We start from the raw sequence: 21,071 nt of genomic DNA, 5'->3' as shown, positions 1-21,071 counted from the left end.
GAACCGTAGTCTGGCGCGATGCCGAAACCGCCGTCACGGACCGCCCCGGAGGCGCCGCTCGCCGACGCCGAGCTGCCGCCCCTCGACCCCGAGGGCCCGTCGTGGCCGCTGCGCGAGGTCGAGGTGAACGGCGTCACGGTGACGGTGCGCACCACGCCGTCGGACGACCCGGACGCCGAGCCGGCGCTGTTCGTCCACGGCCTGGGCGGGTCGGCGACGAACTGGACGGACTTCGCGGCCCTGCTGCGCGGGCGGCTCGCGATCGACGCCATTGACCTGTACGGGCACGGGCATTCCGGCCCGGCACCGGACAACCGTTACACCCCCGATGCGTTCGCCGACCTCGTCATCGCCTACCTCGAGCAGTCCGGCCGCGGACCCGTGCACCTGGTGGGCAACTCGATGGGCGGCGCCGTGACGATCCTGGTCGCCTCCCGACGCCCGGACCTCGTGCGCACGCTGACCCTGGTGTCGCCGGCGGTGTCGGACAACCGCATCCGCATCTACCCGCTCAAGAGCGACCCGGTCGTGGCGTTGCTGATCCTGCCCGTCCTGGGCGAGTTCGTGGTCAAGCAGTTCAACCGCCGCTACGCCGTCGAGGTCCGGGCGAAGGGCACCATCAAGCTCTGCTTCGCCAGGCCCGAGCGGTTCCCCGCCGCACGTCTGGCCGAGGCCGTTACCGAGGCCACCTACCGGGTGAACCTGCCCTGGGCGGAGTCCGCGGTGCTGCGGTCGATGCGTGGCCTCGTCCGCTCCCAGTTTTTCCACGGCCGCGCCGGGTGGCGGGCCATGCGGGCGATCCAGGCCCCGACGCTCGTCCTGTGGGGTGACTCGGACCGTCTCGTGGCCCCGGACCTCGCGCCCTACGTCGCCGCAGCCGTCCCCGACGCCCGTCTGCGCGTGTTCACCGACATCGGGCACACCGCGATGATGGAGGACCCCGTCTCTTCGGCGCGGGCCATGGTGGCCCTGCTCGACTCGGTGCGGGACGAGAGCCGGGATCCCGCCGTCTGAATCGCTGACGTGTCGTCAATGCCGGCGTTCGCCGCGTGTTGTGCAAGTCTGGAGCCGTGTCGTCATGGCGGGACGAGAGGCGAGGGGCGACGGTGACGCGTCCCCGCGATGAGCGCGACCCGCTCGACGACGTGCGCGCCGCCCACGACGGGGCTCGCCGGACCGAGGTCGGTTTCGGTCGTCGCCGCCCGCCCGAGAGCCGCGCGGGGAATTGGCTGCGCGCCTTCGTACGGCGTTGGGGATGGCGCGCCTACGCGATCCCGGTGCTGGCGGTCGTCACGATCGTCGCGCTGGTGACCTCAAGCACCGCGTCGAGCCCATCGAAGGCCGTTGCCGACCGTCCGACCGCGAGCGCGTCGGCCCGTCGTGCGTCACCGCCGCCCGCTCCGGCCGAGATGCCGCTCAAGGGCGACGTCACCGGCGCGGGCGACAACAGCCAGGCGCTGAAGGGCTACGCGCTGCCGAACGGGCCTGCGTACACGACCAAGGGCGCCGGCACGTTCCGCGTGCTGCGCGGCACGTCCCCGGTCGTCGGCAAGGGCCGGCTGTACCGCTACTCCATCGACGTCGAGAACGGGGTCAGCGGCATCGACCTCACGCAGTTCCAGTCACTGGTCGTGTCCACGCTGTCGGACCCACGCAGCTGGTCCGGCCACGGCGTCTCCTTGCAGCGGGTGGACTCGGGCCGCATCGACTTCCATGTGACGTTGACCTCGTCGATGACGGTCCGCAAGTACTGCGGCTACTCGATCCCGGTCGAGACCTCCTGCTACGCCGCGGCCGATTCGGTTCCGGGTCTGAACGACCGGGACAACCGGGTGATCTTCAACGACGCCCGCTGGGTCCGCGGCTCGACGGCCTACGTCGGCGACCTTGCGCTGTACCGGATCTACATGATCAACCACGAGGACGGGCACGCGCTCGGGCACAACCACGCGCACCAGTGCCTTCCGGGTGGCCTGGCGCCGGCCATGATGCAGCAGAGCTTCGGGCTGCGGTCGGCGGTCACCAAGCAGATCTGCCAGGCCAACCCCTGGCCGTACCCGCCGGGCGTGCGCGGCGCCCCGGGGGCCGAGCAGGTCGACACGTCCAAGAACGACGAGTACAAGCTCGGCGACTGACGCCGCCGTGCGGTCCCTGGAGCGGTTGGGGACACTGGAGGCGGAATGGCGCCGCCCCCGCGGTGGTTGCCCCAGCAGTTGAGTCGAGTCGAGAAGGACGTGTGTCGTGAGCCTGCCGCCCCTCGTGGAGCCCGCCGAGTCGTTGAGCATCGATGAGGTGCGCCGCTACAGCCGCCACCTGATCATCCCGGACGTCGCCATGGACGGGCAGAAGCGGTTGAAGAACGCCAAGGTGCTGTGCGTCGGCGCCGGCGGCCTGGGCTCCCCGGCCCTGATGTACCTGGCCGCGGCCGGCGTGGGCACGCTGGGCATCGTCGAGTTCGACGTCGTCGACGAGTCGAACCTGCAGCGCCAGATCATCCACGGCCAGAGCGACATCGGCCGCTCCAAGGCCGAGTCGGCGCGGGACTCCGTGCTCGAGATCAACCCGCTCATCGAGGTCGTCGTCCACGACACCCGCCTCGACAACGACAACGTCCTGGAGATCTTCGGCCAGTACGACCTCATCGTCGACGGCACCGACAACTTCGCGACCCGGTACATGGTCAACGACGCGTGCGTCCTGCTCGGCAAGCCCTACGTGTGGGGGTCGATCTACCGCTTCGACGGCCAGGTGTCGGTGTTCTGGGACGAGCACGGGCCGAACTACCGCGACCTCTACCCCGACCCGCCGCCGCCCGGCATGGTGCCGTCGTGCGCCGAGGGCGGCGTGCTGGGCGTGCTCTGCGCGGCCATCGGTTCGGTGATGGTGGCCGAGGCCATCAAGCTCCTCACCGGTATTGGCGACACCCTGCTCGGCCGGTTGCTCGTGTTCGACGCCCTCGAGATGACGTGGCGTGAGCTGAAGATCCGTAAGGACCCGGCCGCTCCCAAGATCACTGAGCTGATCGACTACGACGCGTTCTGCGGTGTGGTGTCCGAGGAGGCGCAGGAGGCCGCGGCTGGCTCGACCATCACCGCGTCGGAGCTCAAGGAGCTGCTCGACTCCGACAAGCCGGTGTACCTGGTCGACGTGCGCGAGCCTGCCGAGTGGGAGATCGTCAAGATCCCGGGTGCCACGTTGGTGCCGAAGGACGAGATCCTGCGTGGCGATGCGCTGGCGTCGATGCCCAACGACAAGCAGATCGTCATGTACTGCAAGACGGGGGTGCGCTCGGCCGAGACGCTGGCCGCGGTCAAGTCGGCGGGCTTCAAGGACGCCGTGCACGTGCAGGGCGGCGTCACCGCCTGGGTGAACCAGGTGGACACCTCGCTGCCGGTGTACTGACCGGGCCCGAGGGGTACCTCGGTCGGGTGCCGGAACTCGATCTCGTCGGTATCTTCCGGACGCTGCAGGGCGAGTTCGGCCTGCGCGTCGATGCCGTCTCGGACGCGCAGTGGGGTGCGCCGACCCCGAACGCGGAATGGGACGTCGCCGATCTGGTCGGCCACCTCATCACGGAGCACCGCTGGGTCGAACCGTTGATGCGCGGACTGGACCTCGACGCGGCGGCCGGCGAGGTCGACGCGATCCGTGCGGCCGCGGTGCACGACGGCTATCCGGACGCCTGGGACGACGTGGCGAGGCGGGCCGGCGAGGCGTTCTCGGCACCCGGGGCGCTGGAGCAGACGGTGTTGCTGTCACGGGGACCGACGGTCGGCGGCGGGTACATCCGCGAGCTGATCTTCGACCTCACCGTGCACACGTGGGACCTGGGACGCGCGATCGACTGGGCGGGGGAGCTGCCGTCGGACATCGTCTCGGCGGTGTGGGGCGAGTCGCGTCAGTTCACCGACCTCTCGGCCAGCGGCATGTTCGACCGTCCGGTGGTTGTGCCCGATGACGCACCCGTGCTGGACCGGTTGATCGCCATGACCGGCCGCGACCCCCGCTGAGCCTGGTCGTTTCGGGCCGCTCGTGGACCGGTTCCGGCGACCGCTTCAGGCCGCTGCCGTCCGTGGTGATCGCGTCTTCCTGGCGCATTGCCGCTTCCCGCCCCTGGTGATCACGTCTTCCTGCCGGGTTGCCGCTTCTTGGCCCAGCAGCGGCAACTAGCGAGGCGAACCTGATCGACATCCAGTGGCCGGCCGCGCTTGCCTCTGTGCCGCGTGATCAACTGCGTCTGGTTGTCGCTATATCGCCCGAATCCGCAGTCGATCACTGTGTGCGGTGACGATTTGCTGCGGGCGCCGTCGAGAGCTCGTCCTCTCCTACGCCGTGGCGCGAAAACCGCCCCAGAACCAGCCACCGCGTCAGATACGACGCCCTCGCCATAGTCGGACCGCACCGCCAGGTCCTCGGGCAACTAGATGCATGCGCCTCACGCGTTCGATGACATGTCCGAGACGCGAAGGACAGGGGCATTGTCATTACGGTCGTCGAGGTGGTCTCGGACGCACCTTTCCGGATCTAGTCCATGAGTGACGCGAGCTGTGCAGCCGGGTCCCAACCCTTTGGACGTGGGTGGTTGGCCTCGGTTGCCCACGACATGCCCGACGCAATCCAGCGCTCACGCCACTGCAGGTAGCTGTATCCGTTGTCGTCGTCAGTGACGCCGAATTCGAAACCGCATGACCAGCAGATTTCGTATGAGCCGCCTCCGCCCGGCAGCCGCGGCGGTTCCTTCAGGTTCGAGTAACCGCATACGGGGCACGGGTAACCGACACTCTTGGTCGGCCGGTAGTACGGCTGAACTCGGGACAGCAAGACGGGTTGCAACAGCTTCACGATGGCTGGATTGTCCTCAACCATTTCGATGAACGACGCGTCGATGAGGTTCTGGACGTCGCCATTGCCGGTCAGGTAAGACGACTCAAGCAGAGCAAGGAGCGCGACGAGCTCGGAGGATCCACCCGAGCGTGCCGCCTCGGCTTCCGCCCAGCGGCTCACGTCGCCGAAGTACACGTGCGGAAGCATGTCGTAGTCCGCGATGTGCTCCGCCAGCACTGCGGTCAGCCCGGGAGCAACGTCGACGGTCTCGAACGCGAGAGCCCGCGTCTCTTCGTCGATCTCGTAGTCGTCGTCCTCGTCGTCGTGCGGGTCACTCATGAAGTGAAGCCAGCTGTGCGCGCGGATCCCAACCCTCAGGGCGTGCCTCGATGCCTTCCGACCACCAAAGCATCCCCGAGTCGACCCAACGCTTGCGCCAACCCTCGTAGGTGTAGCCCTGGTCATCGTCGGTGACACCGAACTCGAAGCCGCACGAGCTGCATATGTCGAACGAAGGCAGATCTTGCGAATCCCGAGCGGGGTCGTGCAAGTCGGCAAATCCGCACACGGGACATTTGTATGTGGTCATCATGGTGCCTTCCCGGGTTGCCGGTTCCAGTATTTCAGCCCACCGCTCGGCTTATAGAAGGTCCGTGTGGTCCCGTCCGGCGCGTAACTGCCAAAGGTGTTGGTCTGTGGATCGTAGATGCGGATATCCCCGTTTTCATCAATCTTGGTTGGCAGGCCCTCGGCTCTGCCACGCTCGTAAAACGCGGTTGCTTCGTTGGCGTAGTCGGCTTCTGTAGAACATCCGAAATCTCTCGCGTGACTGCGGAAGTGCCGGCCGAGTGTCGCTGGGTCTCGCCAGTGGGCGACGCCGGTGCCGGCAGTGTTCGCTTCCGATGCCAATTTTGAGATGGCGCCTTCTTCGCCGGTGGCGACCTCCGCCGTCGAGGCCGTTTCGCTGCCGGTGCGCTCGATGCGCATGACCTGGTAGCCGCGGAGCCCCGGGACCCCGGCCACCTCGATCTCGACGATGCGCAGTTCCTTCAACCACGCGACGGCCGACCGCACGCCAGCCACCACGCCTTCCAGCGGCGCAATCTCGGCGAGCACCACCCGGGCCGCCGCCACGAAGTCGCGCAGGATGCCGACGACCCGCGCCACGGTGGTGGCGATGCGCGCCGCCTCACCCGCCTGCGTGGGTGCCTCGGCGGTCCCGAAGGAGAAGACCGACGCGACCGCGCCGGCCACCTCGATGCCCGCCGTCCACTCGACGAGGCTCCGCAGCTCGGCCTCGATGCGTGAGTGCGCGTGGTCGATGTGCCCGGCGAGTTCCGAGCAGGCGCGCGCGAGCCCGCGGTGCACGGTCGCGACGTCGTGCAGGTGGTCACCCAGCGCCATGCAGACCGTGGCGATGTCCGAACCCTCGGGCAGCCGGTCGACGAGCGGCCCGAGATCGACGAATGTCGCGGCGGTGACGTGGCCTTCGAGTGCCGACGCCGACGCGCGCCACGCCGCAGCGGCCGCACGTAGCCGGTCCTGATGACCGTTGGGCCACACGTACCCGCCGAGGTGGTGGGCGATGAAGTGCCACCCGAACGGCAGGTCGGCACCACCCGCCCCCGCCGACGCCGACGGGATCGAGGTCGGCAGCCCGATCCGCTCGTCGTCGGGGAGGGTGGCGACGGCGGCGGCGATGTGCGGGTCGCCCCGGTGACCGCGCGGGGTCGATGCCAGCTCGGCGTTGGCGTAGTTCCGCGCCGTGGCCCCCAGCATCGCCGAGACGCGGAAGCACGCGTTGATCACGTCCTCGGCGGCCTGAATGGCCGACGGTGCGACCCGGTCGTAGCTCGCGGCCCACTGGGTGCCGGCAGGGTCGTCGCCGGCCATGCCGCCGCCGGAGTGGACGTCGTCCAGCGCGTCACCGACGAGCCGGTACAGCGGCTCACCGACGGACCGGTTCATCGTCCGGGCCGCCGTCGCCAGGTCCGCGACCTCGACCGTCACCGTCGGCATGCCGCAAACCCTGGCAAATTCGCGGGCGGTCCGCTCGACTCCCGTCCGTGCCTGTGGACAACCGCCCGTGGCAGGGTGGTCGCCATGCCCGAGCAGGGGGACTTCGCGCGCCGCATCCTGGCCTGCGTCGAGTCCATCCCGCCCGGACGGGTGATGACCTACGGCGACGTCGCCGAGTACGCGGGCACGCGTTCACCACGCGTCGTCGGGAACGTGCTGGCTGCCGACGGCGGCACCGTCCCCTGGCACCGGGTGCTGCGGCACGACGGGTCGCTGGCCCCGCACCTGATCGACGAGCAGCGCCAGCGGTTGCTGTCGGAGGGGGTCCGGTTCGTCGGCACGAAGGTCGACCTGGCCCGGTTCCGCTGGGACGGCATCAGCGGGTAGCGAGCTCGCGCAGCGACTCCGGACGGGGCACCGCGATCCATCCCTCGACGCGGGCCTGGTCCCGCCATTCGGGCGGGATCTCGAGCAGTGCATCGGGCTCGAGGGCCAGCCGAGCCGTGATGCCGGCGACGACCGCGTCAAACGCGTGGTCCGACGCGGTGAAGGCGTGCCGGACGACGTCGGACGTGAAGGTGATCGGCAGGACGCCCAGCAGCCACGTGATCTTGGCCGTCAACCGCGTCGCGCCGGTCGCGCCCTTGTACCCGTGCGGGGACGCGTCGCCCCACTGCCGCAGCGAGCCCGCGGGGTAGGTCTCGACGACCCGCCCGGCGCCACTGCGGTCGGTGCCCGTGTCGAGCCGGGGGAGCAGCGCCGCGGCCCGGAACGCGGCGTGGCCGATCCGGTCGGCCGAGACGCTGAGCGGCCGCATCCCGAGCTGCTGGCAGTACAGATCGGTGGCCCGGTAGGCCAGTCGTCGGCGTTGCTCGACGGTGCCGGCGTCGGCGACCGGACGCCCGTCCCGGTGGGCGGTGACGAAGTCGACGAACGGCAGTGGCCACCCCAGCGGGCAGTCCAGGCCGATCTTGTCGGCGTCCTCGCAGGCCGCCACGATCGCGCCGTCGTCGGCCGGCTGGACGAGGTCGAGCAGACGAGGGCCGGGCGTCGCGGTCCAGTCCAGCACGGCTGCGGCGGTCGTGGCGGCCGACGCGGCGAGGTCGACGCCCACGGTGATCACGGGGGCCGACGCTACCCACCGGCGCGGTCGGCGAGGTGGTTGCGGAAACTGTCGGCGGCCCGTGCTCAGATGGTTCCGTGACCGACACCGCCTACCGGCTCGTCCGTGCCCCGCGGGCCGCCGCCCCGGCTCCGGAGCTCGACGCAGCGCAGCGCCGGGTCGTCGAGCACCCCGGCGGTCCGCTGCTCGTGCTCGCCGGGCCGGGCACCGGCAAGACCACGACGCTCGTCGAGTCGGTCGTCGATCGCGTGCAGACACGGGGGGTGGACGTCGGCGACATCCTGATGTTGACGTTCAGCCGCCGGGCGGCGGCCGAGATGCGTGACCGCGTCGCCGGCCGGCTCGGGCAGACGATCCGCGAGCCCGTCGCCCGCACGCTGCACTCCTACGCGTTCGGTGTGCTGCGCATGCACGCCGTCGCCGCCGGGGATCCCGCCCCGCGCCTGCTGGCCGCGGCCGAGCAGGACGTGGTGATCCGCGAGCTGCTGGCCGACGGGGACGCCGAGCGGTGGCCGGTCGCGTTACGGCCCGCACTGCGCACGCTGGGGTTCGCCGCCGAGCTGCGCGATCTCCTGATGCGGGCGGTCGAGCGCGGGCTCGACGGGCCGACGCTCGCTGCGTTGGGCCGGCGGCGCGGGCGCGCCGACTGGGTGGCTGCGGGGGAGTTCCTGGAGGAGTATCACGGGGTCACCGTGCTGCGGGACCCCGGTGGCTACGACCCCGCCGAGCTCATCCAGGGCGCCATCAACGTGTTGCGCGACGACCCCGAGCTGCTGGCCGGCGAGCGGAGCAAGCGGCGGCACATCTTCGTCGACGAGTACCAGGACACCGACCCGGCCCAGGCCGAGCTGCTGGCCCTGCTCGCCGACGGCGCCGACGAGCTGGTGCTCGTGGGCGACCCCGACCAGTCCATCTACGCGTTCCGGGGTGCCGACGAATCCGCCCTCCGTGACGTCGACGGGCGTTTCGGTCACGGCAGCGCGGTCCCGGTGGTGGCCCTGACCACCTGCCGCAGGTCCGGCGCGGGCCTGCTCGCGGCGACCCGTCGGATCGCGGCGCACCTGCCCGGCCGCGCCGAGCAGCGGGCGCTCGTGCCCGCCGACGGGCTGCCGGCCGGGACGGTCGATGTCGGCGTGTTCCGCAGCGCCAGCGAGGAGGCGGCGTACGTCGCCGGTGTGCTGCGCTCCGCCCATCTCGAGGGCCTGCCGTGGGAGCGGATGGCGGTGCTCGTGCGCTCGACGAGCCGCACCCTCGGCACGCTGCGCCGGGCCATGATCACCGCGGGCGTCCCGGTCGAGGTCCGTGGCGACGACCTCCCGCTCGTCGAGCAGTCCGCCGTCGGAGTGCTGCTGACTGCGCTGCGGTGCGCCGCCGACCCCGAGGCGCTGACCGAGGACGTCGCTGAGGCGCTGCTGGTCGGCCCGCTCGGCGGCGGCGATTCGTTGTACCTGCGGCGGCTGCGGCGCGTGCTGCGCACGCAGTTCGCCGAGGAGCAGGGCCTGCTCGTGCCGGTGCTGCTCGACGTCGTCGGCGCCGACGGGCTGCCCGAGCACGTCCGGCGCCCGGTCGCCCGCGTCGCCCGGGTGCTGGCTGCCGGAGCCCGCGCGTCCGCGACGCAGGCCAGCGTCGAGGAGGTGCTCTGGGCCGTCTGGGAGGCGTCCGGCCTGGCCCGTCGGTGGGAGGCCGCCAGCGCCCAGGGTGGTGCTGCCGGTGCCGCCGCCGACCGCGACCTCGACGCGGTGGTCGAGCTGTTCGAGGACGCCGCCCGCTTCACCGACCGTCTGCCCACCGCGCGTGCCGACCAGTTCGCCGAGCACCTGAGCTCGCAGCAGATCCCCGGGGACACGTTCACCATCTCCCGCGCCGAGCCCGCCGCGGTGTCCGTGCTGACCGCGCACGCCAGCAAGGGGCTCGAATGGGACCTCGTCTGCGTGGCCGACGTCCAGGAAGGCACCTGGCCCGACCTGCGGCGACGCGGGTCGCTGCTGGGCACCGAGGCCCTGGTCGACGCCCTGCGCGGCGTCGACGACGGCCCCTTGGCCTCGCTCGCGCCGCAGCTCGCCGAGGAGCGCCGGCTGTTCTACGTCGCGGCCACCCGGGCGCGCGAACGGCTGGTCGTCACGGCTGTCGCCGGCGAGGAAGAACAACCGTCCCGCCTGCTCGACGAGCTCGATCCCGTCGACGGGCCGCGCCCGACCCGGTCGGCGATCCGCGGGGTGCACCTGCCGGGTCTCGTCGCGGAGCTGCGCGCCGTCGTCTGCTCCGACGAGACCCCGTCCGCCGAGCGCACCGCCGCGGCCGAGAGCCTGGCCCGGCTGGCCGCGGCCGGCGTGCCGGGCGCCGACCCCGACGAGTGGTGGGGCCTGGCCGACCTCTCCTCCGACGGCGGTGTCGCCGACCCCGATCGGCCGGTCCGGGTCAGCCCCTCCCGCGTCGAGTCGTTCCTCGAGTGCGAGCTGCGCACGCTCATGCAGGAGCTCGGGGTACGCGACGAGCAGGCGGTGGCCGCGAGCCTCGGAACCGTCATCCACGCGCTGGCCGCGGTGGCGCCCGACGACCAGTCGGTGGAGGACTTCGAGAAGCAGCTCGACACGGTGTGGGGTTCGCTGGAGTTCGGGGCGTCGTGGTTCGCCGCCAACGAGCGCAAACGAGCGGCGACGATGCTGCAGCGACTCGTCAGCTGGCTGCGTGCGAGCCGCGCCGAGTTCACCCGGGTCGGCGTCGAGCTGCCGTTCGAGGTCGAGATCGGTGACGCCCTCGTGCGCGGCCAGGTCGATCGGCTCGAGCGCGACGCCGAGGGGCGGTTGGTCGTCGTCGACCTCAAGACCGGCAAGAAGGCCACCGACCTGCCCGGGCACCCTCAGCTGGGCACCTACCAGCTGGCCGTCGAGCACGGCGCGTTCGCAGCCGAGGGCAGCGTCGCGGGCGGGGCGCTGCTCGTGCAGCTCGGTGGGACGGGTGAGATCGCCCAGTCCCAGGCGCCGTTGGCCGAGGCGGACGACCCCGGTTGGGTGCGCGCGGCCATCGATCACGTCGCCGAGCGGATGCGCGGGCACGAGTTCACCGCGATGCAGAACAAGCGCTGCCACGTGTGCGACGTGAAGACGAGTTGCCCGCTGCAGATCATGGGCCGGCAGGTGACGCAATGACGTCCGGCGCCCTTCGCGACCTGATCTCGGCACTCGAACTGGCGCAGCTGCTCGGGCAACCCCGCCCGACCGACGAGCAGGCCGCGGTCATCGAGTCGCCGCTCGAGCCGGCCGCCGTCGTCGCGGGTGCCGGGTCCGGCAAGACCGAGACCATGGCCGGCCGTGTCGTCTGGTTGGTGGCCAACCGGATCGTCGCCCCGGACCAGATCCTCGGTCTGACGTTCACGCGCAAGGCCGCCGCCGAGCTCGGGGGCCGCATCCGGCGCCGGCTCGCGCAGTGGCGCCGGGTCGTCGAGCACGACGACCCGTCCGACACCGACCTGATCGCCCTGCTGCAGTCCACCGAACCCACCGTCTCCACCTACGCCGCCTACGCGGGGCGCCTGGTCGGGGAGCAGGCGCTGCGGATCGGCGTCGAACCCGACGCCCGCCTGCTGTCGCCCGCCCTGCTGTGGCAGATCGCCGACACCGTGGTCCGCCGGTGGGACGGCGAGCTGTCGGACTTCAAGGCCATCTCCTCCCTCGTGCACTGGGTCATCTCCATGTCCGGGCAGTTCGCCGACCACCTGGCCGATCCCGAGGCCGTTGAGGCCTGGTGTGAGCAGGAGCTGGACCGCTTCTTCGCGCTGCCGCTGGGTCCGCGGGCGCGCAGCGAGACACCCAACAAGACCGGCGACTACGTCGACGCCCTGCGCCAGCGCCGCGCCCTGGTGCCGCTGGTGCGTGCCTACCAGCAGACCAAGCAGGCCATGACGTCCGTCGACTTCGGTGATCAGATGCGGGCGGCCGCCGCTCTCGCCCGCCTGCCCGAGGTCGCCGAGGTCGAACGTGACCGGTACCGCGCGGTGCTGCTGGACGAGTACCAGGACACCGGGCACGCGCAGATCGAGATGCTGCGCGGGCTGTTCGGTGCCGCGCACCCGGTGACCGCGGTGGGTGACCCTTTCCAGTCGATCTACGGGTGGCGCGGCGCGAGCGCCGGCAACATGGGCGACTTCGACATCACGTTCCCGCTCGCCGACGCGACACCGGCCACCGTGTTCCCGCTGGCCACCAGCTTCCGCAACGACCGCGCGATCCTCGACGCCGCCAACCACGTCGCCGCGGCGCTGCGCACCAGCCGGGTGACCGTCCCGCTCCGGGCCCGGGACGACGCCGGGGCCGGCACGGTGGCGACCGCGTTCCTGGAGACCGTCGACGACGAGGCCGAATGGGTCGCGGCCCGCCTGCGCCGCGCCTGGGACGCGCTGCCGGAGGGCACCCGCACCGCGGCCGTGCTGGTGCGCCGGCGTTCCCAGATGCCGGCGCTGGCCGACGCCTTGCACACCGCGGGGCTCCCGGTCGAGATCGTGGGCCTCGGCGGCCTGCTCACGACCGCGGAGGTCGTCGATGTCGTCGCCACGTTGCGCGTGCTGGGCGACTACCGCTCGGGCGGCGCCCTGGCCCGCCTGCTCACCGGCGCCCGGTGGCGGGTCGGTCCCGGCGACCTCGCGTCACTGCGTTCGCGGGCCGCGTACCTCGTCCGCCCGGCCGAGGGCGCGGACGACGACGACCGCGAACCGCTGAGCCTGGTGGAGGCCCTGGACGACCTCGGCCCGGCCGATCGGTACTCGCCGTCCGGGTACCGCCGCATGCACCGCCTGGCCGGAGAACTGCGGTCCCTGCGCCGCCGCCTCGGTGCGCCGCTGGCCGAGCTGGTCGCCGAGGTCGAGCACGTGATCGGCGTCGGCATCGAGGTCGACGCCCGCCTCGACCGCGCGCACATCGGCCGCGTGCATCTCGACCGCTTCCTCGACGTCGCGGCCGAGTTCGCGGCCGAGGCGGGTGACGCCAGCCTGCGTGCGTTCCTGGCCTACCTGGAGGCCGCCGAGGACGAGGAGAACGGGCTCGAAGCCGGCGAGGTCGAGGTCGCGGCCGAGCGGGTGCAGGTGCTCACCGTGCACGGGGCCAAGGGTCTGGAATGGGACGTGGTGGCGGTGCCGGGCCTGGCCCACGAGGTGTTCCCCACCAAACCCAAGAGCATCAACTGGACCCGCACCCGTCACGAGCTGCCGGCGCCGCTGCGCGGTGACAACGACGGCCTGCCCGAGCTCGACCTCAGCCAGGCCACCTCCCGCAAGGAGGTCGGCGACCTGCTCATCGCCCACGACGCCGCGGTCACCCAGCGGCACTTCGACGAGGAGCGGCGCCTGGCCTACGTCGCCCTGACGCGGGCGCGCTCCACCTTGCTGGCCAGCGGCTACGCGTGGGACACCACGATCAAGCCCCGCACACCGTCGCCCTACCTCGACACGCTCCGCGAGCACGCCGAACCCGATGAGTGGTGCGTGGTCGAGCCCGACGCGACCAACCCGCGCACGGTCGACGCGGTCACCGCGCAATGGCCGCTCGACCCGCTGGCCGCGGCCGTCGGTTCGTCGGAGGGCCGGCGCGAGGCAGTGGCGCGCGCGGCCGCTCTGGTGCGCGCGGCGGAAGGGGTGCTGCCCGGGCTCACCGTCACGACGCAGCCCGGTCCCGACGAGCGGGCCGGCCGGTGGGCCCACGACGTCGACGTGCTGCTCGCCGAGCGGGCCCGCCTGCGCCGCGGCTCCACGATCGAGGTCGAGCTGCCCCCGCACCTGTCGGTCTCGGCACTGGTCGAGCTGCGCCGCGACCCCGACCAGCTCGCCCGCCGGCTCTACCGCCCGATGCCCACGCCGCCGGCGCCGTGGGCCCGCCGCGGGACGGCGTTCCACGAGTGGCTCGAGCGTCGGTGGACGCTGCCGTCGCTGCTCGATGTCGACGAGCTGCCGGGCGCTGCCGACGACGGCGCCGAGGACGCTCCCGACCTGATCGAGCTCCAGGCCGCGTTCGAGGCCAGCCCGTGGGCGTCGCGTACGCCGGCCGAGGTGGAGGTGCCGTTCGAGATGGCGGTGTCCGGACGGGTCGTCCGTGGCCGGATGGACGCCGTGTTCGGCAGCGCCGAGGACGGTTGGCTCGTCGTCGACTGGAAGACCGGCGCCCGCCCGACCGGCGCCGCGGCGCAGGCCGCCGCCGTGCAGCTCGCGGCCTACCGGCTCGCGTGGGCGCGGTTGAACGGCATCGCCGACGCCGACCTCGGCACGGTGCGCGCCGCCTTCCACTACGTGCGCAGCAACGAGACGGCGGAACCCGCGGCCCTGCTCGACGCCGAGGGCCTCAGAGCACTGGTCGCCGGTGACGGAGTGGACGCCGGCGCGGGTGAACCCGGACGCGTCAGCCCCGGGTGATCTCACGCAGCCGCGCGTGCACCTCGGCCATCCCCGGGTTGGCGCGACGCGGGTCGTCCGGGTCGCGACCGGCCTGTAGCGCGCTGAGGTACCGACAATCGGGGTCCAGGCGCGCCAGCGGTGACGACGTGGGGCGTCCGTGTCCCGGCACCAGCACCGCCGCCCGAGCCACGTAGGGCGCCAGCGCGTCGAGCCCCGTGAGGTAGGCCGCCACGTCGTCCGGCTCGAACGGCAGCGGCAGCTCCACGTCGCTGAGCATGTCCCCGGTGATCAGCACCCGCCGAGCCGGCAACCACAGGGCGGTGTGTCCCGGCGCGTGGCCGTCGTGGACGACGAACTCCACCGGCTCGCCACCCGGTACCACCTCGGGTTCGGGCAACGTCCCCGACCCGGGCAGCGTCCCAGACCCGAGCGCCGTCCCAGACCCGGGCAGCGGGGTCAGCCGGCCGACCAGCTCGGCCAGCTCCGGCGGCCACCGCGGACCGAGGGCGCGCACCAGCTCGTCGCGGTGGGTCTCGGCGAGCTCGACGGTGCGCTCCGATCCGTAGCGCGGGGCCGGCCCGAACCTCGGGTGCCACAGCACGTGGTCGTGGTGGGCGTGCGTGGCCACGCCCGCGGCGACGTCGAGACCGCGCTCGTCGAGCAGGTCGGCCAGACCGGTGAGCTCGTCGGGGTCCCACGCCGGGTCGACCAGCACCGCCGACCGGCCGGTGACGATCACCGTCGACGTCGTCAGCTCGCGGCGGCTGGTCGCGACCAGCACGCCCGGGGCCACCTCGTCCAGCACACTGGTCACGTGCTCGATCATCTCGTCCTGGCCACGCCCGACCTCGCCGGTACCGTCGCCGACTTCGCGGACCGGGCCGGCGTCACCCCGGTGGCGGGCGGCAGCCACACCGGGCTGGGCACGGCGAACGCCCTCGTGGGGCTCGGGCCGGACAGCTACCTCGAGATCGTCGGACCGGACCCCGACCAGCCCACACCCGACACGGCACGCCCGTTCGGCATCGACGAGCTGGACGGCCCGCGCGTCGTCACCTGGGCCGTGCACCCCGAGGACGTCGACGCCACGATCGAGCGCGCCCGCCGGCACGGCTACGACCCGGGCGACGCCGTACCCATGTCGCGGCGCACGCCCGCGGGCGAGCAGCTGACGTGGCGCCTGACCCCGTCCCGCGGGCTGGTGCCGTTCCTTATCGACTGGGGCGCGACGCCGCACCCGGCGTCGCGCGCGTTGCCCACGGTGGAGCTGACCACGCTGGCCCTGCTGCACCCGGACCCGGCTGCGGTGCAGGCATCGCTGGACGCGCTGCAGGTCCTGTTGCTCGTCGAGCAGGGCCCGGACCCGGTCGTCGTCGTGGTTCTCGGGACGCCACGCGGCACCCTCGTCCTCTGACGGCTCACGCCCGCGCCGACGGTGTGCAGACGCGCCGGCCGGGGCCCGCGTGTCTGCACACCGTCGAGCAGATCGGTCAGAGCGAGACGCTGCCGCCCAGCCCGCGAGCGTGCGCCGAGAGGCCGAAGCGCGCGGGGACGGCGTCATCCCGTCCGTCGACGAGGTCGGCCACGAACTCGCCGATCAGCGGCGCGAACTTGGCCCCGTGCCCCGAGCAGGGCGAGCAGACGACCACCGGCCCGACCCGGTCGAGCACGAAGTCCTCGGACGGCGTGGTCGTGTACAGGCAGGTGGCCTCGCCGCGCGGCGTCGGGTCGAGGCCGGGCAGCCAGCGACGGACGTAGTCGACGACCCGCTCGCGCACGGCTGCATCCGGCTCGACGGTCACGCCGGGTCGTACCACCGGACCGCCGTCGTGCTCGCCGAGCTTGCGGTCGTCGAGCGGGCCGCCGTCCCGGCCGCCGGCCAGGTGGTAGATCGCGCGCCCGTGCTCGTGGATGACGCTCGGCCACGGCGGTGCGGACGGGTCGAGCCGCGGGAAGTGGAACACCTGCTGCTGCGTGACGGTCAGGGCCGGCAGCGGCAAGGCGCCGTCCAGCAGCCCGGCCACCCAGGCCCCCGCCGCGACCACGACGCGGGACGCACGCAGGTCGAAGCCGTCGGCGAGCGTCACCCGGGCGTGCTCACCCTCGCCGAGCAGAGCGCGCGCAGCGGCCCCGAACCGAACGTCGGCGCCGTGGGCGACCGCGTCGGCGAGCAGCGCCCGCACCGCCGCGTCCGCGTCGAGAGTCCCCGCCTGGGGATGGAACACCACGTCGCCCTCGAAGCGCATGCCTGGCCAGCGACGCTCGGCCTCGATCGCCGGTAACACCTCGTGCGCCACCCCCGCCGCGGCGAGGTGACCGGCCACGGCGGCCACGTCACGGTCCGGCCCGAAGTCCAGCGCTCCCAGCATCCGCAGCAGCGGTTCCGGAGACGGCACCGACGACCACAGCTCGAACGCGCGACCGGTCAGCGACGTGTAGAGCGCGTCGCCGTACGCCCGCCGCACGATGCGCGCCGAGCCGTGCGACGACCCGTGCGCGTGCCCCGGTGCGAACTGCTCGAGCACGACGACGGGGTGCCCACGGCGGGCGATCGAGCGCGCCGCCGCGGCGCCCGCGAGCCCCGCGCCGACGATCACCACGGGCCCGTCCGACGCCATACCGCGGAGGCTATCGTCGGTGCGGTGACGACGGAGCCCACCACCACCGCGCGCGACTACATCGACGGCCACCGGCAGGACCTGCTCGACGACCTCGACAGCTGGCTGCGCATCCCCGGTATCAGCGCCCAGCCCGACCACCACGACGACGTGCGCCGCAGTGCCGAGTGGTTCGTCGACGCCGCGCGACGCACCGGCTTCCCCACCGCGCACATCCTTGATGACGGCCCCTGGCTGCCCGCCGTGTACGCCGAGTGGCGCAGCGACGACGCCGACGCTCCGACCGTCCTGGTGTACGGACACCACGACGTGCAGCCCGTCGACCCGCTCGAGCTCTGGCACACCGACCCGTTCGACCCGACGCTGGACGGCGACGTGCTGCGCGCCCGCGGCGCCTCGGACGACAAGGGCCAGCTGCTGTTCCACCTGCTCGGCGTGCAGGCCCATCTCGCGGCGACGGGGCGCACCAGCCCGGCCGTGCACCTCAAGCTGCTGATCGAGGGTGAGGAGGAGTCCGGCTCGCCGCATTTCCAGGAGCTGCTCGACGCGCACCGCGACCTGCTGGCCTGCGACGTCGTCGTGGTCACCGACACCGGCATCGTCGCCCCGGACGTGCCCAGCACGGTGACGGGCATGCGCGGCATGGTCGCGGCCACCGTCACCCTGCACGGGCCCGACCTCGACCTGCACTCCGGTGTGTTCGGGGGAGCGGTGCCGAACCCGGCCACCGCCGTGGCCCGCCTCGTGGCCGCGTTGCACGACGACGACGGCAGCGTTCAGGTGCCGGGCTTCTACGACGACGTCGTCGAACTCACCGACGACGAGCGCGCGCTGTTCGGCAAGGTCCCGCACGACGACGGCGAGTTCCTCAAGGTCGCCCAGTCACGGGCCGTGCACGGCGAGAAGGGCTTCAGCACCCTCGAACGCATCGGCGCGCGGCCCACCGCGGAGGTCAACGGCATCGGGGGCGGCTACCAGGGCGCCGGGCACAAGACGATCATCCCCAGCGACGCGTTCGTCAAGATCAGCTTCCGGCTCGTCGCGAACCAGGACCCGCAGAAGATCGTCCAGGGCGTCGACCGGTTCGTCAGCGAGCACACGCCCGAGGGCATCGTCGCCGACGTCGCGTGGGAGGGCGCGGGCGTGCAGGCATGTCTCGTGCCGCTGGGTACACCGGCCTACACCGCGCTCACCGAGGCCATCGGCGCCGCCTTCGACGGCGCCGAGGTGCTGCCCACCCGCGAGGGCGGCAGCGGCCCCGAGGCCGCGCTGCAGCAGGCCACCGGTGTCCCGCTCGTGTTCCTCGGCTTCATGCTGCCCGACGACCAGATCCACGCGCCGAACGAGAAGGTCTCGGTTCCGCTGCTGTACAAGGGCGCGGAGGCCGCGGCGCGGTTGTGGTCGGGCTTCGCCGAGGTCGGGGCCACGGCCTTGCGGACCGGCGCCTGAGCGTCCGTAAGGTGGGTGACGTGCCGCGCCCTGTGAAGAAATCGTCACCCAAACTGCCGAGCCCCAGCTTCGATCTCGTCCACCACACGCTCGGCAACGGCCTGCGGGTCGTCGTCGCGCCCGACCGGTCCGCGCCGGTCGTCGGCGTCGCGGTGCTCTACGACGTGGGCATCCGTTCCGAGCCCGAAGGCCGCACCGGCTTCGCGCACCTGTTCGAGCACCTGATGTTCCAGGGGTCGGCGAACCTCGAGAAGCTCGAGCACTTCCGCTACGTGCAGTCCAGCGGCGGCACGTTCAACGGCAGCACGCACTTCGACTACACGAACTACTTCGAGGCGCTGCCGTCGAATGCGCTCGAGCGCGGGCTGTTCCTCGAGGCCGACCGGATGCGCAGCCCACGCATCACCGAGGACAACCTCGCGAACCAGCTCGAGGTCGTCAAGAACGAGATCCGGGTCAACGTCATGAACCGCCCGTACGGCGGCTTCCCATGGATCTACCTGCCCGCCGTCCTGTTCGACACGTTCGCCAACTCGCACAACGGCTACGGCGGGTTCGAGGACCTCGAGAGCGCCACCACCGCGGACGCGCAGGACTTCTTCGACACCTACTACGCGCCGGCCAACGCCGTGCTGGCCGTCGCCGGTGACCTCGACGCCGACGAGACGCTGGCCCTCGTCGAGACCCACTTCGGCGGCATCCGCAAGCGCAGGGCGCCGAAGCGGCCGAGCTTCGCCGAGCCGGCGCTGACCGCCGAGCGCCGCGACACGATCGACGACGCGCACGCCCCGATCCCCGCGGTGGCGATTGGCTACCGCGTCGCCGACCCGGTGGGCAAGCTCGACGACCTGTTGGCGCTGGTGCTGCTCACCGAGGTGCTCAGCGACGGTGACGCCTCGCGCCTGCAGCGTCGGCTCGTGCAGCGCGACCACCTGGTCACCGACATCGCGGCCTACGTCGGCGAGTTCGGCGACCCGTTCGACGAGCGTGACCCCACGACGCTCACGATCAGCGCGCACTACACCGAGGCCGACGCGCTCGACGCCATCCTGCGCGCCGTCGACGAGGAGCTCGCGCGCATCGCCGACGACGGTCTCGAGCCCGGTGAGCTCGACCGCGTCCGCACCCGACTGGTCAGCTCGATCCTGCGTGACATGGACGCCGTCATCAGCCGCGCGCTGGAGTTCGCGAAGTTCGAGCTCGTGCACGGACGCGCCGAGCTCGTCGCGGAACTGCCCGGCCGCCTGGCCGCCATCACCGTCGACGACGTCCGGAAGGCGGCGAGCACGTTGACCCCCGACCGACGAGCCGTGCTCGAACTCATCGCGGGAGGTAACCGATGACCGCCACCCTGCCGGTTCCCGCGCTCACCGCACCGCGCACCGCGCGGTCGTTGCGGGTCAGCGAGGCGACGCTCGACAACGGGCTGCGTGTCGCCGCCGTCCGCAAGCCGGGCGTGCCCATCGTCGAGGTCCGCCTCCGCCTGCCGTTCCTGTCGGCCAAGCCGGGCCACCCGGCGCAGGCCACCGTGCTGTCCGAGACCCTGCTCACCGGTGCCGCCGATCTCGACCGCGCCGGCCTGGCCGCCGCCATCCAGGCGCTCGGTGCCGACCTCGGGGTGTCGGTCGACGCCGACCGCCTCGTGGTCACCGGCAACGCGCTCGCCACCAGTCTGCGGCCGCTGCTGGCTCTCGTCGCGTCCGTCCTCACCGAACCGGGGTACGCCCGCGACGAGGTCTCGACCGAGCGCGACCGCCTCGTCGAGAACCTGGGCATCGCCCGTGCGCGTGCCGGTGTCGTGGCCGGTGAGGCCCTCGCGCACCGCATGTGGGGCGACCACCCGTACGCCCTCGACCTGCCCCAGCCCGACGACGTGGCCGCCGTGACCCCCGCGCAGGTGCGGGCGCTGCACAAGGCGCTCGTGCGTCCTGACGGCGGCATGCTGGTGCTCGTCGGCGACGTCGCCCCGGGCCGCATGATCGACTTTGCGCAGGAGGCGTTCGCCGGCTGGACGGGCAAGGCCGCCAAGCCGCGCATCCCCGCCCTGCCCACCCCGCCCGGCGGCCCGCTGCTGCTCGTCGACCGGCCCGGCTCGGTGCAGACGTCGGTGCGGATGGGCCGCATGGGCCTGGCCCGCACCGACCCCGGCTACCCGGCGCTGCAGCTGGCGAACCTGATCTTCGGTGGTTACTTCTCCTCCCGCTGGACGGAGAACATCCGCGAGGACAAGGGCTACACCTACGGCCCGCACAGCCGTCTCGACCAGCACGTGCTCGGCGCCACCGTCAGCCTCGAGGTCGAGGTCGCCACCGAGGTCACCGCGCCGGCGATGCTCGAGACGGTCTACGAGCTGGGCCGGATCGCGTCGCTGCCCGTGACCGCCGAGGAGCTCGAGTCGGTGCGCCAGTACGCCATCGGCAACCTGGCCATGTCGACCGCGACCCAGTCCGGGCTGGCGTCGACCCTGTCCGCGCTGTCGGCGTTCGGTCTCGGCCTGGACTGGGTCAAGGAGCACCCGGCCCGCCTGCTGCGGACCACCGTCGACGACGTCGCAGAGGCCGCCGCGACCTACCTCGCGCCGTCCGGGTTCACCACCGTGCTCGTCGGCGACGCCGCGACCGTGCGTCAGCCGCTGGCGGCGCTCGGGCCCGTCGAGTGA

The 21,071-nt window shown here is 72.3% G+C and carries 16 protein-coding genes; 11 read left to right on the top strand and 5 right to left on the bottom strand.

Annotation, left to right across the window (positions count from 1 at the left end):
* The first annotated feature begins 18 nt into the window (after positions 1 to 18).
* From ACFFCA_RS03305 to ACFFCA_RS03290, 4 genes are all read left to right on the top strand, one after another.
* Positions 19 to 1,014, top strand: coding sequence for an alpha/beta fold hydrolase (locus tag ACFFCA_RS03305; RefSeq protein WP_375481780.1), 996 nt, complete (start codon positions 19 to 21; stop codon positions 1,012 to 1,014).
* A gap of 92 nt (positions 1,015 to 1,106) precedes the next feature.
* Complete coding sequence (locus tag ACFFCA_RS03300; RefSeq protein ID WP_375481778.1) at positions 1,107 to 2,135, top strand: DUF3152 domain-containing protein; 1,029 nt, start codon at positions 1,107 to 1,109, stop codon at positions 2,133 to 2,135.
* A 106-nt stretch (positions 2,136 to 2,241) separates the two neighbouring features.
* On the top strand, positions 2,242 to 3,402 hold the full coding sequence (moeZ, locus tag ACFFCA_RS03295; protein ID WP_375481776.1) for an adenylyltransferase/sulfurtransferase MoeZ: 1,161 nt from the start codon (positions 2,242 to 2,244) through the stop codon (positions 3,400 to 3,402).
* Positions 3,403 to 3,428: 26 nt separating this feature from the next.
* Positions 3,429 to 4,010: a TIGR03086 family metal-binding protein gene (locus ACFFCA_RS03290; protein WP_375481774.1), complete on the top strand. Its 582-nt coding sequence runs from the start codon at positions 3,429 to 3,431 to the stop codon at positions 4,008 to 4,010.
* 514 nt (positions 4,011 to 4,524) lie between these two features.
* On the opposite strand, the gene ACFFCA_RS03285 is transcribed toward ACFFCA_RS03290, so the two are convergent.
* Both ACFFCA_RS03285 and ACFFCA_RS03280 read right to left on the bottom strand, forming a co-directional pair.
* Positions 4,525 to 5,163, bottom strand: coding sequence for a hypothetical protein (locus ACFFCA_RS03285; protein WP_375481772.1), 639 nt, complete (start codon positions 5,161 to 5,163; stop codon positions 4,525 to 4,527).
* A gap of 249 nt (positions 5,164 to 5,412) precedes the next feature.
* On the bottom strand, positions 5,413 to 6,717 hold the full coding sequence (locus ACFFCA_RS03280; protein ID WP_375481770.1) for a hypothetical protein: 1,305 nt from the start codon (positions 6,715 to 6,717) through the stop codon (positions 5,413 to 5,415).
* A 210-nt stretch (positions 6,718 to 6,927) separates the two neighbouring features.
* On the opposite strand from ACFFCA_RS03280, the gene ACFFCA_RS03275 reads away from it, so the two are divergent.
* On the top strand, positions 6,928 to 7,230 hold the full coding sequence (locus ACFFCA_RS03275; RefSeq protein ID WP_375481768.1) for an MGMT family protein: 303 nt from the start codon (positions 6,928 to 6,930) through the stop codon (positions 7,228 to 7,230).
* Here the strand turns inward: ACFFCA_RS03275 and ACFFCA_RS03270 are convergent.
* Entirely contained in the window at positions 7,220 to 7,966 is a 747-nt protein-coding gene (locus ACFFCA_RS03270) for a DUF429 domain-containing protein (RefSeq protein ID WP_375481766.1), read from the bottom strand. The two genes, ACFFCA_RS03275 and ACFFCA_RS03270, sit on opposite strands and share 11 nt — an antisense overlap.
* Before the next feature lie 77 nt (positions 7,967 to 8,043).
* Between ACFFCA_RS03270 and ACFFCA_RS03265 the strand changes: the two genes are divergently transcribed.
* Complete coding sequence (locus ACFFCA_RS03265) at positions 8,044 to 11,115, top strand: ATP-dependent helicase (protein WP_375481764.1); 3,072 nt, start codon at positions 8,044 to 8,046, stop codon at positions 11,113 to 11,115.
* Complete coding sequence (locus tag ACFFCA_RS03260) at positions 11,112 to 14,363, top strand: UvrD-helicase domain-containing protein (protein ID WP_375481763.1); 3,252 nt, start codon at positions 11,112 to 11,114, stop codon at positions 14,361 to 14,363. Before ACFFCA_RS03265 ends, ACFFCA_RS03260 begins: the two co-directional genes overlap by 4 nt.
* Here ACFFCA_RS03260 and ACFFCA_RS03255 read toward each other — a convergent pair.
* On the bottom strand, positions 14,350 to 15,159 hold the full coding sequence (locus ACFFCA_RS03255) for an MBL fold metallo-hydrolase (RefSeq protein WP_375481761.1): 810 nt from the start codon (positions 15,157 to 15,159) through the stop codon (positions 14,350 to 14,352). The two genes, ACFFCA_RS03260 and ACFFCA_RS03255, sit on opposite strands and share 14 nt — an antisense overlap.
* On the opposite strand from ACFFCA_RS03255, the gene ACFFCA_RS03250 reads away from it, so the two are divergent.
* On the top strand, positions 15,160 to 15,759 hold the full coding sequence (locus ACFFCA_RS03250; protein ID WP_375481759.1) for a VOC family protein: 600 nt from the start codon (positions 15,160 to 15,162) through the stop codon (positions 15,757 to 15,759).
* Between the two features lie 76 nt (positions 15,760 to 15,835).
* Here ACFFCA_RS03250 and ACFFCA_RS03245 read toward each other — a convergent pair whose 3' ends face one another.
* Complete coding sequence (locus ACFFCA_RS03245) at positions 15,836 to 16,963, bottom strand: FAD-dependent oxidoreductase (RefSeq protein ID WP_375481757.1); 1,128 nt, start codon at positions 16,961 to 16,963, stop codon at positions 15,836 to 15,838.
* Between the two features lie 24 nt (positions 16,964 to 16,987).
* Here ACFFCA_RS03245 and ACFFCA_RS03240 point away from each other — a divergent pair, with 24 nt between their 5' ends.
* The 3 genes from ACFFCA_RS03240 to ACFFCA_RS03230 are packed head-to-tail and all read left to right on the top strand — an operon-like array spanning position 16,988 to position 21,071.
* Positions 16,988 to 18,412, top strand: a complete 1,425-nt coding sequence (locus tag ACFFCA_RS03240; protein ID WP_375481755.1) for a dipeptidase — start codon at positions 16,988 to 16,990, stop codon at positions 18,410 to 18,412.
* A gap of 20 nt (positions 18,413 to 18,432) precedes the next feature.
* Positions 18,433 to 19,755 (top strand): M16 family metallopeptidase, encoded by a 1,323-nt coding sequence (locus ACFFCA_RS03235; protein ID WP_375481753.1) that lies wholly within the window; start codon positions 18,433 to 18,435, stop codon positions 19,753 to 19,755.
* Positions 19,752 to 21,071 (top strand): M16 family metallopeptidase, encoded by a 1,320-nt coding sequence (locus ACFFCA_RS03230; RefSeq protein ID WP_375481751.1) that lies wholly within the window; start codon positions 19,752 to 19,754, stop codon positions 21,069 to 21,071. Before ACFFCA_RS03235 ends, ACFFCA_RS03230 begins: the two co-directional genes overlap by 4 nt.

The sequence above is a fragment of the uncultured Jatrophihabitans sp. genome, assembly GCF_964252635.1.
Lineage (GTDB): Bacteria > Actinomycetota > Actinomycetes > Mycobacteriales > Jatrophihabitantaceae > Jatrophihabitans.
The sequence above is the reverse complement of the archived record's forward strand: the minus strand, read 5'-3'. Positions and strand labels throughout refer to the sequence as shown.

Excerpts from the sequence above, each read along its gene's own strand:
- ACFFCA_RS03305 (WP_375481780.1), top strand. The coding sequence starts at position 19 with ATGCCGAAACCGCCGTCACGGACCGCCCCGGAGGCGCCGCTCGCCGAC.
- ACFFCA_RS03285 (WP_375481772.1), bottom strand. The coding sequence starts at position 5,163 with ATGAGTGACCCGCACGACGACGAGGACGACGACTACGAGATCGACGAA.
- ACFFCA_RS03280 (WP_375481770.1), bottom strand. The coding sequence starts at position 6,717 with ATGGCCGGCGACGACCCTGCCGGCACCCAGTGGGCCGCGAGCTACGAC.
- ACFFCA_RS03260 (WP_375481763.1), top strand. The coding sequence starts at position 11,112 with ATGACGTCCGGCGCCCTTCGCGACCTGATCTCGGCACTCGAACTGGCG.
- ACFFCA_RS03230 (WP_375481751.1), top strand. The coding sequence starts at position 19,752 with ATGACCGCCACCCTGCCGGTTCCCGCGCTCACCGCACCGCGCACCGCG.
- ACFFCA_RS03245 (WP_375481757.1), bottom strand. The coding sequence starts at position 16,963 with ATGGCGTCGGACGGGCCCGTGGTGATCGTCGGCGCGGGGCTCGCGGGC.
- ACFFCA_RS03275 (WP_375481768.1), top strand. The coding sequence starts at position 6,928 with ATGCCCGAGCAGGGGGACTTCGCGCGCCGCATCCTGGCCTGCGTCGAG.